General features: G+C 73.1%; 4 protein-coding genes. All 4 read left to right on the forward strand.

The genetic code is table 11. The features are described 5' to 3' along the window. Positions 1–17: 17 nt before the first annotated feature. The 4 genes from KME78_RS16570 to KME78_RS16585 all read left to right on the forward strand — a co-directional run bounded on the left by KME78_RS16570 (position 18) and on the right by KME78_RS16585 (position 17675). Complete coding sequence (locus KME78_RS16570) at positions 18–12851, forward strand: type I polyketide synthase (RefSeq protein WP_219529775.1); 12834 nt, start codon at positions 18–20, stop codon at positions 12849–12851. Between the two features lie 202 nt (positions 12852–13053). Next, positions 13054–13773 carry an ABC transporter ATP-binding protein gene (locus KME78_RS16575; RefSeq protein ID WP_308126981.1) on the forward strand — a complete coding sequence of 240 codons (720 nt, stop codon included), beginning with the start codon at positions 13054–13056 and terminating at the stop codon, positions 13771–13773. Continuing rightward, on the forward strand, positions 13773–16340 hold the full coding sequence (locus KME78_RS16580; protein WP_219529777.1) for an ABC transporter permease: 2568 nt from the start codon (positions 13773–13775) through the stop codon (positions 16338–16340). The genes KME78_RS16575 and KME78_RS16580 overlap by 1 nt, the downstream gene beginning before the upstream one ends. 42 nt (positions 16341–16382) lie before the next feature. After that, positions 16383–17675, forward strand: coding sequence for an activator-dependent family glycosyltransferase (locus KME78_RS16585; RefSeq protein ID WP_219529779.1), 1293 nt, complete (start codon positions 16383–16385; stop codon positions 17673–17675). Positions 17676–17677: the final 2 nt, after the last annotated feature.

Consider the following 17677-nt stretch of genomic DNA (forward strand, 5'->3'; position numbering starts at 1 on the left):
AGTGAGCGGAGTGTGTCTTGAGCGAGCAGCGTCGCGTCCTCGCCGACCTGGTGAACGACCTGACGGTCGAGGTCCTGCGGACCGTGCTCCCCGATGCCCCTGACGCGGTGGACCCCCAGCGTGGCTTCAGGGAACTGGGACTCGACTCGCTGGCCGCCGTCGAGCTGCACGACCGCCTGGCCCAGGCGGTCGGCGCCGAACTGCCGATCACCATCGCCTTCGACCATCCCACCCCCGACGCGGTGGTCGACTATCTGTTCACCGAGGTGCTGGGCCTGGCCGACGCGGAGACCGCCGAGGTCCAGCCGGCCGCCGCCACGGATGAGCCGATCGCCGTCATCGGCATCGGCTGCCGCTATCCGGGTGGGATCACCACTCCGGAGGAGCTGTGGCGGCTGGTCGCCGAGAGCGGGGAGACCCTCACCGGGTTCCCCGTTAATCGTGGCTGGGATCTTGACCGGCTGTTCGACGACGATCCGGACGCGCCCAACGCCACCTATGTCCGGTCGGGGCATTGGCTGCACGACGCCGGTGAGTTCGACGCCGGCTTCTTCGGCATCAATCCGCGTGAGGCCGTCGCCATGGACCCGCAGCAGCGCCTGGTGCTGGAGGCTTCCTGGGAGGCGTTCGAGCGGGCGGGCCTCGATCCGCGCTCGCTGCGGGGCAGCCAGTCCGGCGTGTTCATCGGCGCCGAGCCGCAGGACTACGGTCCCCGGCTCGACAAGGCGCCGGAGGAGATCGAGGGCTACCTCGTGACGGGGAACGCCCCGAGCGTGGTGTCCGGCCGGATCGCCTACGCCCTCGGACTCGAAGGGCCCACCCTCACCGTCGACACCGCCTGCTCCGCCTCCTTGGTCGCCCTGCACCTGGCCTGCCAGGCGCTGCGGAACGGCGAGACCGACCTCGCGCTGGCCGGCGGCGTGACCGTGATGTCCACCCCCGGCACCTACACCGCGTTCAGCCGGCAGCGGGTGCTCGCCGCGGACGGCCGCTGCAAGGCGTTCGCCGCCTCCGCCGACGGCACCGGCTTCTCCGAGGGCGTCGGGATCCTCGCGATCGAGCGGCTGTCGGACGCGCGCCGCCGGGGCCACCCCGTGCTCGCGGTCATCCGGGGTTCGGCGATCAACCAGGACGGCGCCAGCAGCGGCCTGACCGCCCCGAACGGTCCCTCCCAGGAACGGGTGATCCGCCGGGCGCTGGCCAACGCGGGGCTGTCACCGGCCGAGGTAGACGTGGTCGAGGCGCACGGCACCGGCACCAAGCTGGGGGACCCGATCGAGGCGCACGCGCTGATGGCCACGTACGGAAAGGACCGGGGCGAACGCGGGCCGCTGAGACTGGGCTCGATCAAGTCGAACATCGGGCACACCCAGGCGGCGGCCGGCGTGGCCGGTGTGATCAAGATGGCCATGGCCATGCGTCACGAGACGCTGCCGCGCACCCTGCACGTGGACGAGCCGTCGCCGTACGTCAACTGGTTGCTCGGCGCGGTCGAACTGCTCACCGAGAGCCGGCCCTGGCTCGCCAACGGTACGCCGCGGCGAGCCGGCGTCTCGTCCTTCGGCGTGAGCGGCACCAACGCGCACCTGATCCTCGAGGAGCCGCCGGTAGCAGCCACCATGGAAGGGGACGGCGGTCTGCCCCCGGCTGCCGTCCCCGTGGTGCTGTCCGCGAAGGCGCCGGAGGCGCTGCGCGCGCAGGCCGCCCGGCTGGCCACCCATCTGGCCGAACACGAGGACCTGGAACTGGCCGACGTCGCCCACTCGCTGGTGACCTCCCGCTCGAGCTGGGAACACCGCGCGGTGGTCGTCGCCGGTGACCGGGCCGAACTGCTCGCCGGGCTGACCGCTCTGTCCGAAGGCGAGCCCGCCGCCGACGTGATCGAGGGCGAGGCCACCGCGGAGCGCCGCGCGGTCTTCATCTTCCCTGGCCAGGGCTCGCAGTGGGCGGGCATGGCGGTGGAGCTCCTGGACTCCTCCCCCGTCTTCGCGCGGCGCATGGAGGAGTGCGCGGCGGAGATCGAGCCCTATGTCGAGTGGCGGCTGTTCGATGTGCTGCGTGGCGAGCCGGGCGCCCCTTCGTTCGAGCGGCTCGACGTCGTGCAGCCGGCGCTGTTCGCGGTGATGGTGTCGCTGGCCGCCCTCTGGGAGTCGCTGGGCGTCCGGCCGGCCGCCGTCGTGGGTCACTCGCAGGGCGAGGTCGCCGCCGCGTACGTGGCCGGCGGCCTGTCGCTGGCCGACGCCGTACGCGTGATCGTGCTGCGCAGCCGCCTGTTCGCCGAGCGCCTGATGGGCAAGGGCGGGATCGCCGCGATCGGCGCGGCGGCCGGTGCGGTGGAGGAGCGGCTGGCCCGCTGGGCGGGGCGGCTGTCCATCGGAGCGAAGAACGGCCCCTCGTCGTGCACCGCGGTGGGCGACGAAGACGCCCTGGCCGAACTCGTCGCCGAGTGCGAGGCGGACGGCATCCGGGCGCGCCTGCTGGCCACCACCGTCGCCTCCCACTGCGACCAGGTCGACCCGCTGCGCGAGCAGCTGACCGAGATGCTCCGCACCGTGTCTCCGACCACGGGAGACGTGCCCTTCTACTCCACCGTCACCGGTGGCGAGCTGGACACCGACGAGCTGACCGCCGACTACTGGTTCCACAACGCCCGTCAGCCGATCGAGTTCCAGGCCGTGATCGAGGGGCTGCTCGCGCGGGGACACGACGCGTTCCTGGAGATGAGCGCGCATCCGGTGCTCGTGATGAGCGTGCAGGACACGATCGACGAGGCCGGGGCCGACGCGTTCGCCTCCGGCACCCTGCGCCGTGGCGAAGGCGGTCTGCGGCGCGCGCTGGCCTCCGTCGCGGCGGCGCACGTACGCGGTGTGCCCGTCGACTGGGACAGCCTGCTCACCGGCGCGAACCAGGTCGATCTGCCGACGTACGCCTTCCAGCGCCGGCACTACTGGCTGGAGACCCGGACCTCGGCCGGGGACGTCGCCTCGGCGGGACTGACCGCCCCCGGCCATCCGCTGCTGGGCGCGGCCGTGACGCTGGCCGAATCCGGTGGGGCGCTCCTCACCGGACGGCTCTCGGTCCAGCTCCACCCCTGGCTGGCCGACCACGCCGCCGCCGGCACGCTGCTCCTGCCCGGCACCGCCTTCGTCGAGCTCGCCATCCGGGCGGGCGACCAGGTCGGCTGCGGCCTGCTGGAGGAGCTGACGCTGGAGGCCCCGCTGGTCGTCCCCGAGCGCGGTGGCGTGTGGCTGCAGGTGTCCGTCGGAGCGCCCGAGGACGCGGGGCGCCGCCGGATCGGCGTGCACTCGCGGGCGGAGGACGCCCCGGCCGACGCGCCGTGGACCCGCCACGCGAGCGGGTACGTGGCCGCCGACGACGCGCCCGAGGACTTCTCCCTCGCCCAGTGGCCTCCGGACGGAGCCGTCTCCGCGGACCTCGACGGCCTGTACGAACGGCTCGCCGGGGCCGGCTACGGCTACGGGCCGTTGTTCCAGGGGCTGAAGGCGGCGTGGCGGCGTGGTGACGAGGTCTTCGCCGAGGTCACGCTGCCCGAGGGGGCGCGCCGGGACGCCGAGCTGTTCGGCCTGCACCCGGCGCTGCTCGACGCGGCGCTGCACGCGGGGTCGCTGCTGGAGGCCGCCGATGAGCGCCTGAGCCTGCCCTTCGCCTGGACCGGCGTGTCCCTGCGGGCCACCGGCGCCTCGGCCGTCCGGGTCCGGCTGTCACCGGTGGGGCCCGACGCCCTGTCGTTGTGGCTGGCCGACACGTCGGGCGTGCCTGTCGCCACCGTGGCATCGCTGGTCTCGCGCCCGGCCTCGGCGCAGCAGCTCTCCGCCGCTTCGGTCGCCCACGGCGACTCGCTGTTCCGCGTGGCGTGGACTGCGGCGTCCGCGCTGTCTGCGGCGTCCGCGTCTTCCGCGGCGCCGTCGGCGACGGCGGCCGGGGGCGTGGCGGTACTTGGGCCGGACCCGCACGGCCTGCGCCGGGCCGGCGTCGCGACCGCCGAGTTCGCGGATCTGACCGCGCTGACCTCATCGGATCGGCTGCCCGACACAGTGTTCGTAAGCTTCGCCTCCCAAGGCTCCGCGGTGGGCGGTGATGTTCCGGGTGGTGCGCAGTCAGCGACGCACAGGGCGCTGGGGCTCGTACAGGCCTGGGTGGCCGATGAGCGGCTGGCCTCGGTGCGGCTGGTCGTGGTGACCCGCGGCGCGGTGGCGGCGGGGACCGACGCGGAGGTGCGGGATCTGGCGAACGCCCCGGTGTGGGGCCTGCTGCGGTCCGCGCAGTCGGAGCACCCCGGCCGGTTCGTGCTGCTGGACCTCGACGACTCCGAGATACCGGCGCTCGCGGCGCTCACCGAGCCGCAGCTCGCCGTACGAGCGGGCGAACTGCTGGTGCCCAGGCTGGCCCGCGCGGCCACCACCGACACGCTGACACCCCCCGCGAGCGCCCCGGAATGGCGCCTGGACGCGGCGATCAAGGGCAGCCTGGACGGCCTGTCACTGGTCCCGTGCCCGGCGGCGGCCCGCCCGCTCGGCCCGGACGAGGTGCGGGTGTCGGTACGCGCGGCCGGTCTCAACTTCCGGGACCTGGTCGTCACCCTCGGCATGGTGCCCGAACACGACGAGCCCATCGGCGGCGAGATAGCGGGCGTGGTGCTGGAAGTGGGCGCCGGGGTAGCCGATCTGGTGCCCGGTGATCGGGTGCTGGGGTTGCTGGACGGCGCGTTCGGTCCGGTGGGGGTGACGGATCGGCGGTTGCTGGCTCCCATGCCCGCCGGGTGGTCGTTCGCCGAAGCGGCGTCGGTCCCGGTGGCGTTCCTGACCGCCTACTACGGCCTGGTCGATCTGGCCGGGGTACAGCCGGGGGACAGGGTGCTCATCCACGCCGCCGCCGGTGGGGTCGGGATGGCTGCGGTGCAGCTCGCCCGCTGGCTCGGCGCGGAGGTGTTCGGTACGGCGAGCCCGGGCAAGTGGGCAGCGCTCACCCTGGACGAGGACCACGTAGCCTCCTCACGCACGCTGGACTTCGCGGAGAAGTTCGGCCAGGTCGACGTGGTGCTCAACTCGCTGACCGGCGAGTTCTTGGACGCCTCACTGGGACTGCTGCCCGAGGGCGGCCGGTTCCTGGAGATCGGCAAGACCGACGTTCGCGAACCCGGCCAGGTCGCCGGGGGTGTGCGGTACCTCCCGTACTCCCTGATGGAGGCCGGCCCCGACCGCCTGCGCGAGCAGCTGGCCGAGGTGCTGGCGCTGTTCGAGCGGGGTCTGCTGGAGTTGCCGCCCGTCCGGGTCTGGGACGTGCGGCGGGCCGGGGAGGCGATGCGGTTCATGTCGCTCGCCCGGCACACCGGGAAGATCGTGCTGTCGATGCCGCCCACGTTCGGCGGCGGGACGGTGCTCGTCACCGGCGGCACGGGCGGCCTGGGCGCGCTGGTGGCGCGCCATCTGGTGACGGTGCACGGCGTGCGGGACCTGCTGCTGGTGAGCCGGTCGGGGATGTCGGCCACGGGTGCGGCGGACCTGCTTCAGGAGCTGTCCGCATTGGGCGCGCGGGTACGTATCGCGGCCTGCGACGTGGCGGATCGGGGCGCGCTGGCCGAGGTGCTGGCGGAGGTCTCGGCACAGGCGCCCCTGCGCGGGGTGGTGCACGCCGCCGGAGCGCTCGACGACGGGGTACTCGACTCGCTGACGCCGGAGCGCGTGGACGCCGTGCTGCGGCCGAAGGTCGCCGGGGCGTGGAACCTGCACGAGCTGACGCGGGACCTCGATGTGTCGGCGTTCGTGCTGTTCTCCTCGGCGGCGGGCGTCCTGGGGGACGCCGGGCAGGGCAACTACGCGGCGGCCAACGTGTTCCTCGACGCCCTGGCGGCGCACCGGCGCGCGCACGGCCTCGCCGCGGTGTCGCTGGCCTGGGGCTTCTGGGAACAACGCAGCAACATGAGCGCCCACCTGCGCGACGCCGACATAGCGCGGATGGAGCGGTCGGGCGCCCGCGGCCTGTCGTCCGAGGAGGGGCTGGCGCTCTTCGACGCCGCCCTGACGGTGGACGAGGCCCTGCTGGCGCCGATCCGCCTCGACCTCGCCGCGATGCGCCGCGAGTCCGCCTCGGTGCAGCCGTTGTTGCGCGGCCTGGTCCAGCCGCCCGCGCAGCGGAACGTCGCCGCGAGCGCCGTACCCGGCGGTGCCGCCTCCGCGCTGGAGCGGCAACTGGCCGGGCTGCCCGAGACCGACCGCGACCAGGTGCTCGTCTCCCTGATCCGCGCGCAGGCCGCTACCGTGCTCGGCCACGCCGACGCCGCCTCGGTGGACGCCGGCCGGGCGTTCAAGGAGCTGGGCTTCGACTCGCTGACCGCCATCGAGCTGCGCAACCGGCTCAACGCCGCCACCGGGTTGCGGCTGTCGGCCACGCTGGTCTTCGACTATCCGACGCCCGCCGCACTCGCCCAGCACATCAAGGGCAAGCTGCTCGGCGCGGAGTCGCCGGCCGCGCCGGTCGCCGCGCCCGCCGCGCCGCTCGACGACGATCCGATCGCCATCGTCGGGATGAGCTGCCGGTATCCCGGCGGCGTCGACTCGCCGGAGGCCCTGTGGCACATGCTGGTCGAGGGCCGGGACGCGATGTCGGAGTTCCCCGCCGACCGGGGCTGGGACCTGGAGCGACTGTACGACCCCGACACCGAGAGTGCCGGCCGCAGCTATGTGCGGGTGGGCGGGTTCGTGTACGAGGCCGGAGAGTTCGACGCGGCCTTCTTCGGGATCTCCCCACGCGAGGCCCTGGCCACGGACCCGCAGCAGCGGCTGCTGCTCGAAGCCTCCTGGGAGGCCCTCGAACGCGCGGGCATCCACCCCGGCTCCCTCAGGGGCAGTTCGACGGGCGTGTTCGTCGGTGCGTCCGCCACCGGCTACGGCACCGGGCCCCTGCCCGAGGAGGTGGAGGGATACCTGATCACCGGCAACTCCAGCTCGGTGATGTCCGGCCGCGTCGCCTACGCGCTCGGCCTGGAGGGGCCCGCCATGACCTTGGACACGGCGTGCTCGTCGTCCCTGGTCGCCCTGCATCTGGCCTGCGAGTCGCTGCGGCGCGGCGAAAGCACGCTCGCGCTGGCCGGCGGCGTGACCGTGCTGTCCACGCCCGAGATCTTCGTGGAGTTCAGCAGGCAGCGGGGCCTGGCACGGGATGGGCGGTGCAAGGCGTTCGCGGAGGCGGCGGATGGTACGGCCTTCGCCGAAGGTGTCGGTCTGGTGCTGCTGGAGCGGCTGTCGGACGCGCGACGCCACGGGCATCGAGTGCTGGCGGTGGTACGGGGCAGCGCGATCAATCAGGACGGCGCGAGCAACGGGCTGACCGCGCCCAATGGCCCCTCCCAGCAGCGGGTGATCCGCCAGGCGGTGGCCAACGCCGGTCTCGGCCTGTCCGACATCGACGCGGTCGAGGGCCACGGCACCGGCACGACGCTCGGGGACCCGATCGAGGCGCAGGCGCTGTTGGCCACCTACGGTCAGGATCGGCCGCAGGATCGGCCGCTGTGGCTGGGCACGGTGAAGTCCAACATCGGCCACACCCAGTGCGCGGCCGGCGTCGCCGGGGTGATCAAGATGGTCATGGCGATGCGGCACGGCGTACTGCCGAAGACGCTGCACGTCGACTCCCCGTCCTCGCACGTGGACTGGTCGGCGGGCGCGGTGTCGCTGGTGACCGAACCGACCCCCTGGCCCGGCGGCGACTGTCCGCGCCGGGCGGGAGTGTCGTCGTTCGGGATCAGCGGGACCAACGCGCATGTGGTGATCGAGGGCGTTCCCGCCGAGGAGCCGGTCCCGGATGACGCGCCCACGCCTGCTGACGTGCCGGTGCCCGTGGTGGTCTCCGGTCGCGGTGAGGACGGCGTACGGGCGCAGGCTGAGCGGCTGCATGACTTCGTCAGTGGATCCGTGGCCGGGCCGGCGGAGGTGGGTCATTCGCTGGTCAGAACGCGTCCCCTGCTGAGTCATCGGGCTGTGGTCGTGGCGGCCGATCGGGAGCAACTGGTGGCGGGCCTGGCGCGGGTGGCCGCGGGGGCTGAGCAGGTAGACGTCGTGACCGGTCCGGAGGGACCCGGTGGGCTGGGGTTCATGTTCACCGGTCAGGGAAGTCAGCGGGCGGAGATGGGCCTGGCGCTGACCAGGGCGTTCCCCGCGTTCAAGTGGCATCTGGAGGCGGTGGCCGCGGGCCTGGACCGCTACTTGGACGTACCGCTGACCGAGGTGATGTGGGAGCGGCCGGAGCTCCTGGATCGGACGCGGTACGCCCAGACGGGGCTGTTCGCGGTGGAAGTGGCCCTCTACCGGCTGCTGGAGTCATGGGGCGTGGTCCCCGACTACCTGCTGGGTCACTCGGTGGGCGAGCTGACGGCGGCGCACGTGGCCGGGGTGCTGTCCCTGGAGGACGCGTGCGCGCTGGTGGCGGCCCGTGGCCGGTTGATGGGGAGCCTGCCCGCCGGTGGGGCGATGGTCGCGGTCGGGGCGGAAGAACGGACCGTGTCCGACCTGCTGACCGCAATATCCGGCGTGGCGATCGCCTCGGTGAACGGACCGGCCTCGGTCGTGGTCTCGGGTGACGAGCCCGCCGTGGAGCGGGTGTCGGAGGAGTTCGCCCGGCGCGGCATCAGGTGCCGACGGCTGCGGGTCAGCGACGGGTTCCACTCCCATCGCATGGAGCCGATCCTCAGCGCCTTCGGTGAGGTTGCCGCCGGGCTGGAGTACGGCGTCCCGGAGATCCCGGTGGTGTCGAACCTGACCGGCGAGCCGGTACGGGAGTTCTCCGCCGAGTACTGGGTGCGGCATCTGCGCGAGCCGGTGCGGTTCGCCGACAGCGTCGCCTACCTGCGCGAACGGGGCGTGCCGACCCTCCTGGAGCTGGGTCCCGACGGCGTGCTGTCGGGGCTGGTACAGGAGCAGGGGCCCGCGCCGGTGGCGGTGCCGGTGCTGCGGCGCGACCGGGACGAGGCCGGGCAACTGGTGGCCGCCCTCGGCCGGGCGTACGCGCGCGGTGCGGACGTGGACTGGGACGCGTTCTTCGACGGCGCCGGACAGGCGGTGGAGCTTCCCACCTATGCCTTCCAGCGCCGCCATTACTGGCTGCGGCCTTCCCACCATGGCGGCGATCCCGCCTCGCTCGGGCTGGAGGCCGCGGATCACCCGCTGCTGGGTGCCGCCGTCGAGCTGCCCGACACCGGTGGATCGCTGTTCACCGGCAGGCTCTCGCTCGGCACCCACCCCTGGCTGGCCGATCACCGGATCCTCGACACCGTACTGGTGCCGGGCACGGCCTTCGTCGAGCTCGCCGTCGCGGCCGGTCACCAGGCCGGGTGCGATCTCGTGGAAGAGCTGACCCTGGAGACCCCCCTCGTGCTGGGGGAGCGGGACGCCGTCACGATCGAGGTGATCGTCTCCGGCACGGATGACTCGGGCCGCCGTACGCTGACCGTGTACTCGCGGGCCGCCGAGGGCGAACGGCCCTGGATCCGGCACGCGACCGGGACGCTCGCCGCCGGAGCGCGACCGCCCGCCTTCGACCTGGCCGCATGGCCGCCACCCGGCGCCGAGCCCATCGACGTCGGCGGACTCTACGAGCGGCTGGCCGGCGAAGGCGTGGCCTACGGACCCGCCTTCCGGGGACTGCGCGCGGCCTGGCTGCGCGACGGCGAGGTGTTCGCCGAGGTCGAGCTGCCTGATGCCACGGACGCCGGGCGCTTCGGTCTGCATCCGGCGCTGTTCGACGCCGTGCTGCACGCTATCGGGCTGGCCGAGGAGGCCGACGACCAGCAGGTCGAGCTGCCCTTCACCTGGAGCGAGGTCAGCCTGTACGCGACCGGCGCCGCTGCCGCCCGCGTACGGGTGTCCGCCAGCGGCGCACCTCTGCTGAGCGTGGCCGACGCCACCGGCGCGCCGCTGGCCACGGTGGGCGCGCTGGCCATGCGGCCGGTCTCCGGCGCCGGGCTCCGCGCGGGCCGGAACGGGGCCGGTGCCTCGCCGTACCAGGTGACATGGACACCGGTGCCCACCGGCGACCCCTGGGACGACTGGGCGGTGCTCGGCGCTGAGGACGACGCGCTGCCCGGCGCCCTGCGTGCCGCGGGACTCCCCGTGCGTACCGCCGTGGGCCTGGCCGCGCTGAGCACCACTCCCAGGGTGGTGCTGGTCTCCGCCGGGCACGCGTCCGCGTCGGCCGACCTATCGGCGGCCGCCCGCGATGTCGGGCACGCGTCCGCGTTGGCCGATCCTTCGGGGGCCGCCCGCGACGTGACCGGCCGGACGCTGGCCCTGCTGCAGGACTGGCTGGCCGACGAGCGCTTCGCCGGTGCCAGGCTGGCCGTGGTGACCGGCGGCTCGGTGCGCGCCACCGCCGATGACGACGCTCCCGACCTCGTCCACGCGCCCGTCTGGGGTCTGGTACGCGCCGCGCAGGCGGAGAACCCCGGCCGGTTCCTGCTCATCGACGTGGACGGCACAGAAGCCTCCTACCGGGCGCTGCCCACCGTACTGGCCGGTCAGGAGCCTGAACTGGCCCTGCGCGAGGGCGAGGCCCGTGTGCCGCGGCTGACCAGGACCGACGACGGCCTGCTGAAGCCACCGGCCGGTGCGTGGCGTCTGGAGATCACCAAGCCGGGCACGATCGACGCCCTGGAAGCGGCCGTCTGCGACGCGGCCCGGCGGCCCCTGGGCGAGTTCGAGGTACGGGTGTCGGTGCGGGCCGGTGGACTGAACTTCCGCGACGTCCTGATGGCGCTCGGCATGTACCCCGGTCCGGCGTCACTCGGCAGCGAGGGCTCCGGCGTGATCGTCGAGGTCGGCTCCGGCGTCACCGGGTTCGCCCCGGGCGACAGGGTGCTCGGGCTGTTCGAGGAGGGTTTCGGGCCCTATACGACGACCGACCACCGGATGATCGCGCACATGCCGGCCGGCTGGTCCTTCGTGACCGCGGCCGGGGTGCCGGCCGTGTTCGCGACCGCCTACTTCGGCCTGGTCGATCTGGGCGGAGTGCGGTCGGGTGACCGGGTGCTCATTCACGCGGCTGCCGGTGGGGTGGGGATGGCCGCGGTGCAGCTCGCTCGCTGGTTGGGCGCGGAGGTGTTCGGCACGGCGAGCCCGGGCAAGTGGGGCGCGCTGTCTCTGGACGAGGACCATGTGGCCTCGTCACGGACGCTGGACTTCGCGGAGAAGTTCGGCCAGGTCGATGTGGTGCTCAACTCGCTGGCCGGGGAGTTCATCGACGCTTCACTGGGACTGCTGTCCGAGGGCGGCCGGTTCGTGGAGATGGGCAAGACCGACCTCCGCGACACCATCGCTCCCGGGATCCGTTACACGCCCTTCGACCTCTCGGACGCCGGACCCGACCGGACCAAGGAGATCCTCACCGAGCTGGTGAAGCTGTTCGAGGACGGCGTACTCGAACCACTGCCGACCCGGGTCTGGGACCTGCGCCGCGCGCCAGAGGCGTTCCGCCACATGGCGCAGGCCCGGCACATCGGCAAGGTCGTGCTGACCGTCCCCGCGCCGCTCGACCGGCCCGGCACCGTGCTCGTCACCGGCGGCACCGGCGGACTCGGCGCGCTGGTGGCCGGGCATCTGGTGGCCGAGCACGGCGTGCGCGACCTGCTGCTCGTCGGCCGCAGAGGGCTCGACGCCCCGGGCGCCGAGAAGCTCCGCGCCGAGCTCACCGAGCAGGGCGCCCGCGTCGAGGTCGCGGCCTGCGACGTCGCCGACCGGGACGCCCTGGCCGCACTGCTCGGCCGGGTGGCGCCGGACCGGCCGCTGACCGCGGTCGTGCACACGGCGGGCGTCGTGGCCGACGGTGTCATCGACTCGCTCACCCCCGCGCAGGTGGACACGGTCTGGCAGCCCAAAGCCGAGGCCGCCTGGCACCTGCACGAGCTCACCGAGGACCTGGACCTGTCGGCCTTCGTGCTCTTCTCCTCCTCGGCCGGCACGCTCGACGCCGCCGGGCAGGGCAACTACGCGGCGGCCAACGCCTTCCTCGACGCGCTGGCCGCGCACCGCGGGGCGGCCGGTCTGCCGGCGGTCTCGCTGGCCTGGGGCATGTGGGCGCCGGAGGTCGGCGGCATGACCGCCCAGCTCGGCGAGGCTGACCTGCGGCGGCTGCGCCGCTCGGGCCTGCTGCCGCTGTCGGCCGAGGCGGGGCTGGCCCTGTTCGACGAGTCGCTCGGGCGCGACGAGGCCGCGCTGGTGCCGATCCGGCTGGATCTCACGGCCATGCGGTCGCGGGAGGAAGGGCCGCCGGCGATGCTCCGCGGCCTGGTCACCGCGCCGATCAGCCGGGCGCCCGCCACCGCCCAGGCCACCGCCCCGGCCTCGCTGGCCGATCAGCTGGCCCCGCTGTCCAGGACAGCACGTGACCGCCTGCTGCTGAGCCTGGTACGGACCCACGTCGCCGCGGTGCTCGGCCACGCCACCGGAGACCCGGTCGACCCGGACCGAGGGTTCAAGGAACTGGGCTTCGACTCGCTGACCGCCGTCGAGCTGCGTAACCGGCTGAGCGCGGCGGCGGACGTCCGCCTGCCCGCCACGCTCGTCTTCGACTACCCGACACCGGCCGCCGTGGCCGGCTACATCAAGACCGAACTGCTCGGCGACGACGAGACGGCGGCCGAACCCCTGGAAGCTGAACTGGCGGAGCTCGAGCACGCACTGGACAACCTCGTACCGGACCCCGACGGGCACGCGAGGATCACCGCCCGGCTCAAGGCCCTCACCGCGAAATGGACCGACCGGACGGCGGACGACCCGGCGGAGCCGAGACTCGAATCGGCCAGCGCGGAAGAACTTTTCAACATTCTCGACAAAGAATTCTGAGGACATGTCACGGGCATCGGCAAAACACGAGATTTTCCGTCCCGAGTACCGTTCATGCCACCGAACCATCCCCGAAGAGGAGGGCCCGGATGGCCCTTCAGGCCGATGCGCCGAATATGAACCGGAGATTACGCTCTGTGCTATGAGCAGACTGGGAGACAAACAGAGGAGCTGCCGAGACGACATCGTACGGTTAACTTCCGTGCGAAAAACGTACAACACCCGGACCGGCGGTATCGCGGCGCTGGAAGGCGTCACCATCGGCTGTGGGAAAAGCGCGCTCACCGCGATCATCGGGCCGTCGAGATCCGGTAAGAGCACGCTGCTGCGCTGCGCGTCGGGACTGGAACGGCCGAGCTCGGGATCGGTGTTCCTCGACGGCGAGGAACTCACGGACCTCGACGACGCGTCGCTGACCAGGCTGCGGCGAGACCGGCTCGGCTTCGTCTTCCAAGGGCCCAATCTGCTGCCCGCCCTGGACGTGGCGGAGAACATCGCGCTCCCCCTCCACCTGTCGGGCCGGAGCATGGACACCGCGCTGTTCGACAGCGTGATCGCGCACATCGGCCTGGCGGACCGCCTGCGCGACCTGCCGGACAAGCTGTCCTTCGGCGAGCAGCAGCGGGTGGCGGTCGCCCGCGCCGTGGTCGGCCGGGCGCCGGTGATCTTCGCCGACGAACCGACCTGCGCGCAGGACTCCCACGACATCGACCGGCTGCTCGGCCTGCTGCGCGAGTCGGTACGGGCGGCCGGACAGACGGTGGTGGTGGCCACGCACGATCCGCGGATCGCGGCCTACGCCGACCACGTCTACTTCCTGTCCCGCGGCCGGGTCGTGGACGAGCTGACCCTCCCGCCCAGCAAGGCGGTGGCCGAGCGGATGGCCCACCTGGCGATGTGGGACAGGGGAGAGCCGTCCTGATGTGGCGCCTGACCCTGCGCACCCTGACCCGCCGCAGGGGCGCCTACTCGGCCGTGCTCGCCACGGTCTTCGCCGCCGCCACCATCGTGGCGGCGTGCGGGGGGCTGCTGGCTGCGGGGCTGCGGGCCTCGTTCCCGCCCGAGCGGCTGGCCGGCGCCACGGTGGTGGTCGCGGGCGACCCGTCGTACCGGCTGCCGGCCGCCGCGCCCGGCGACGACGACGCCGAATGGGCGAGCCTGCCGGAGACCGTACGGCTGAAGCGCTCCCTGGTCGCGACCTTGCGGGCGGTGCCCGGCGTCGCCGGCACCATCGGTGACGTCTCCTTCCCCGTCACCCTGCTCGGCGGGGACGCGCCCCGGGGCGCGGGGCACGAATGGACGTCCGCGGGGCTGCTGCCGTACGAGCTCCAGGCCGGCACCGCGCCGGTGGCGGACGGAGAGGTCGTGCTGGACGCGGCACTCGCCGCGCGGTCGGGCAGCCGGGTGGGCGAGCAGGTCCGGCTCGTGGTCCACGGCAGCGTCGCGGTCTTCCGGGTGACCGGCGTCGTCGCCCCGGCGGGGGGACGTACGGCCACCGCGGCGGCGATGTTCTTCGCGCCGGCCGACGCGCGGCGGCTGTCCGGCCATCCCGACTCGGTGGACGCGATAGCGGTGATCCCCGCCCCTGGGACGGGCGAGCAGACGCTCGCGGACCGGGTACGCGCCGGCCTGCGCGGCCAGTCCGCGGTGACGCTCACCGGGGACGACCGCGGCCTCGCCGAGTTCCCGCAGGCGCGCGCCGGCCGGGACAACCTGATCACCGTCGCCGGCCTGATCGGCGGCACGACGCTCCTGGTCGGCATGCTCGTCCTGGTCAGCACCATGCGGCTGCTGGTCGAGCACCGGGCGCGGGAGATGACGCTGCTGCACGCGATGGGCGCGCCCCCACGGCGCATCCGCCTGATGATGCTCGGCGAGGTGACGACGGTCTCGGTGGTCGCGACGGTGGCGGGTTCCGTGCTCGGCTTCCACCTCGGCGGATGGCTGTTCGGGCACCTGGTACGCGACGGGGTGGTGCCCGCGGCCATGCGTTTCGACCCGGGCCCGCTCCCGGCCGCGGGCGCGGCGGCGGTGTGCCTGTGCGCCGGGCTGGCGGCCGCGTTCTTCCCGGTATGGCGGGCCGCGCGGCCCCGGCCCGCCACGGTGCTCAGCGCCCCGCCGCAGGACCACGGGCTCGACCGGGCGCGTTCGGCGCTCGCCTTGATCTGCCTTGGCGTGGTGGGCACGACGATCTGTTCGGGCATGCTGCTGATCCGGTCGTCCGCCGTGAGCATCACCTGCCTCGCCGCGATCGTGGTGATCCTCGGCGTGGCCGTGGTGGCCTCCAGGATGACCAAGGCGATGACCGGGCTGGTCGGCCGGGCCGTACGCGCGCGGCCCAGGACGATCGGCCGCCTGGCCCTGCTCAACAGCTGCGCCCGGCCGTTCGGCATGGCCGCCGCGGTCCTGCCCATCATGCTCGCGACCGGGATCAGCACGGCCAACATCTATCTCCAGATGACGCAGGCCGACCAGGCGCGGCAGGTCCGCACGGACGACCTGCGGGCCGATGACGTGATCACCGCCGGGCCGGGCGGTCTCGCCCCCGGCCTGCTCGACCGGGTCCGCTCCGTCCCGGGGGTCATGGCCGCTTCGGAACTGGCCGGCAGCAGCGGGTTCGTCGAGGCCCCGTACGACGGCTGGCAGGGCGAACACGGCTGGCCGCTCCTGGGCCTCACGGCCGACGGCGCGGCCGGGGTCACCGACCTCGCCCTCACCTCGGGCACCCTCACCGCCCTGCGTGGCGACTCGGTCGCACTCACCCAGGAGCACGCCCGGCACCTCGGGCGCGGGCTCGGCGACGCGGTCACCCTGCGGCTGGGCGACGGCGCCGCGGTGCGGCTCAGGGTCGTCGCGCTGCTCGCGGACAGACCCGGCGGCGAGGTGATCCTGATGCCCGCCACGCTGCTCGCCGCCCACACGACCGCCGGGCTGCCGACCCAGATCCTCGTCCGCGCCGCCCGGGACGTCGACCAGCGCCGGCTGAGATCCGACCTGGCCGAAGCGACGGGCCCCACGGTACGGGTGAGCGACGCCGGCGGGCTGTCCACGACCCCGGCCGAGCAGCAGCGGACCCGGGCCTGGATCAACTACCTGTTCACCGGCGTGGTCATCATCTTCGCCGGCATCTCGGTGATCAGCGCCCAGGCGATGGGGGCCGCCTCGCGGCGCAGGGAGTTCGGGCTGCAGCGGCTGATCGGCTTCACCCGCGGGCAGATCCTGCGGATGGTGGGGATCGAGGCCATGGTGGTCGCTGCGGTCGGCGTCGTGCTCGGCACGGCGGCGGTCGCCCCCATCCTGATTCCGTTCGCCATAGCGGTCAACGGCTCGCCGATGCCCTACGGGCCGGCGTGGGTCTATCTCGCCGTGATCTGCTCCGCGACGCTCTCCGCCCTCGTGGCGACGCTCTCCCCGGTGTGGGCGATGATCCGGCCCCGCACAGGGGAGCGTGAGGGGTCCCCTAGGGGTCGGGCGGTCATGCGCGCATAGGTAGCGTCCCATTGACGCGATAAATCATTGGGAGGAATTGTCATGCGTGTTCTGTTCACTCAGCACGCGGCAAACGCGCACCTTTTTCTCATGGTCCCCATCGCATGGGCGATGAAAGCGGCCGGCCATGAAGTAATCGTCGCCGGCCAGCCGGACATCGTCGACGCGATTACCCAGACCGGCTTGACCGCTTTATCGGTCGGCGGCACGGCCGATATGGCCGAGCGGCTGGCGGAACTGCCCATGGATCGGCAGATCTACGGTTCCGGATTCGACATCGCGGAGGAACGGCCCGAGGTGCTCACGTATGAGTACGTCAGAGACTGCCTGGCCGCCTTCTGCTCGCCGCTCGCCCTGGACTTCATCACCGACGAGGCCATGTACGACGACCTGGTCGCGTTCTGCCGCGCCTGGCAGCCCGACCTGGTGGTCTGGGACGCCATCACCTTCCCGGGCCCCGTGGCCGCCCGGGCCTGCGGCGCGGCGCAGGTCCGGACGACTTTCGGCAGAGACCACTGGGCGCGGATGCGCTCGCTGTTCCTCCGGCTGCGCGGCCAGCAGCCGGGCGAGCCGCGCGAGGACCCGGTGGCCGACTGGATCACCCCGAAGCTGGCGAAGTACGGCTGCGACTTCGACGAGGAGGTGATCCTCGGCCAGGCCACGATCGACTCCATGCCGGCCTGGCTGCGCTTCCCCGTCGAGCACGACTACCTGCCCATCCGGTTCGTCCCCCACAACGGTCCCGCGACCTTCCCGGCCTGGCTCAAGGACGCCCCGGCACGGCGACGGATCTGCTTCACGCTAGGGGTGTCCGGCCGGGAGGTCTGGGGTGGACGCGGCAGCGTCAGGGCGAGCGAGCTGTTCGAGGCCGTGGCCGACCTGGACGTCGAGGTGGTCGCGACCCTGAACGCGAACCAGCTCGACGACACGAAGGTCCCGGACAATGTGCGGATCGTGGACTTCGTCCCGCTGAACTCCCTGCTGCCCGGCTGCTCGGCCGTCGTCCACCACGGCGGCACCGGGACCACGGGCACGGCCCTCGTACACGGCGTGCCGCAGCTCATCATCCCCGCCCAGCTCTACGACGAGGGCGGCATGGCCCAGCAGCTGGCCCGGCAGGGAGTGGGTCTGCTCATCGAGCCCGACGAGCTCTCGGCGGCGACGCTGCGCGCCGGGCTGCTGCGGCTGCTGGACGACCAGACCTTCCGGGAGAGCGCGACCCGGATCCAGCGGGACATGGCGCAGACGCCCACCCCGCACGACGGCGTACGTGATCTCGAAGAGCTGGTCGCCCGCCACCAGGCGGCGCGGGCGGCTTCCCCGACCCGGAGGTAGGC

Source organism: Nonomuraea guangzhouensis (assembly GCF_019396345.1).
Lineage (GTDB): Bacteria > Actinomycetota > Actinomycetes > Streptosporangiales > Streptosporangiaceae > Nonomuraea > Nonomuraea guangzhouensis.

Coding starts and splice junctions, on each gene's coding strand:
- KME78_RS16580 (WP_219529777.1), top strand. CDS start 13,773: ATGTGGCGCCTGACCCTGCGCACCCTGACCCGCCGCAGGGGCGCCTAC.
- KME78_RS16585 (WP_219529779.1), top strand. CDS start 16,383: ATGCGTGTTCTGTTCACTCAGCACGCGGCAAACGCGCACCTTTTTCTC.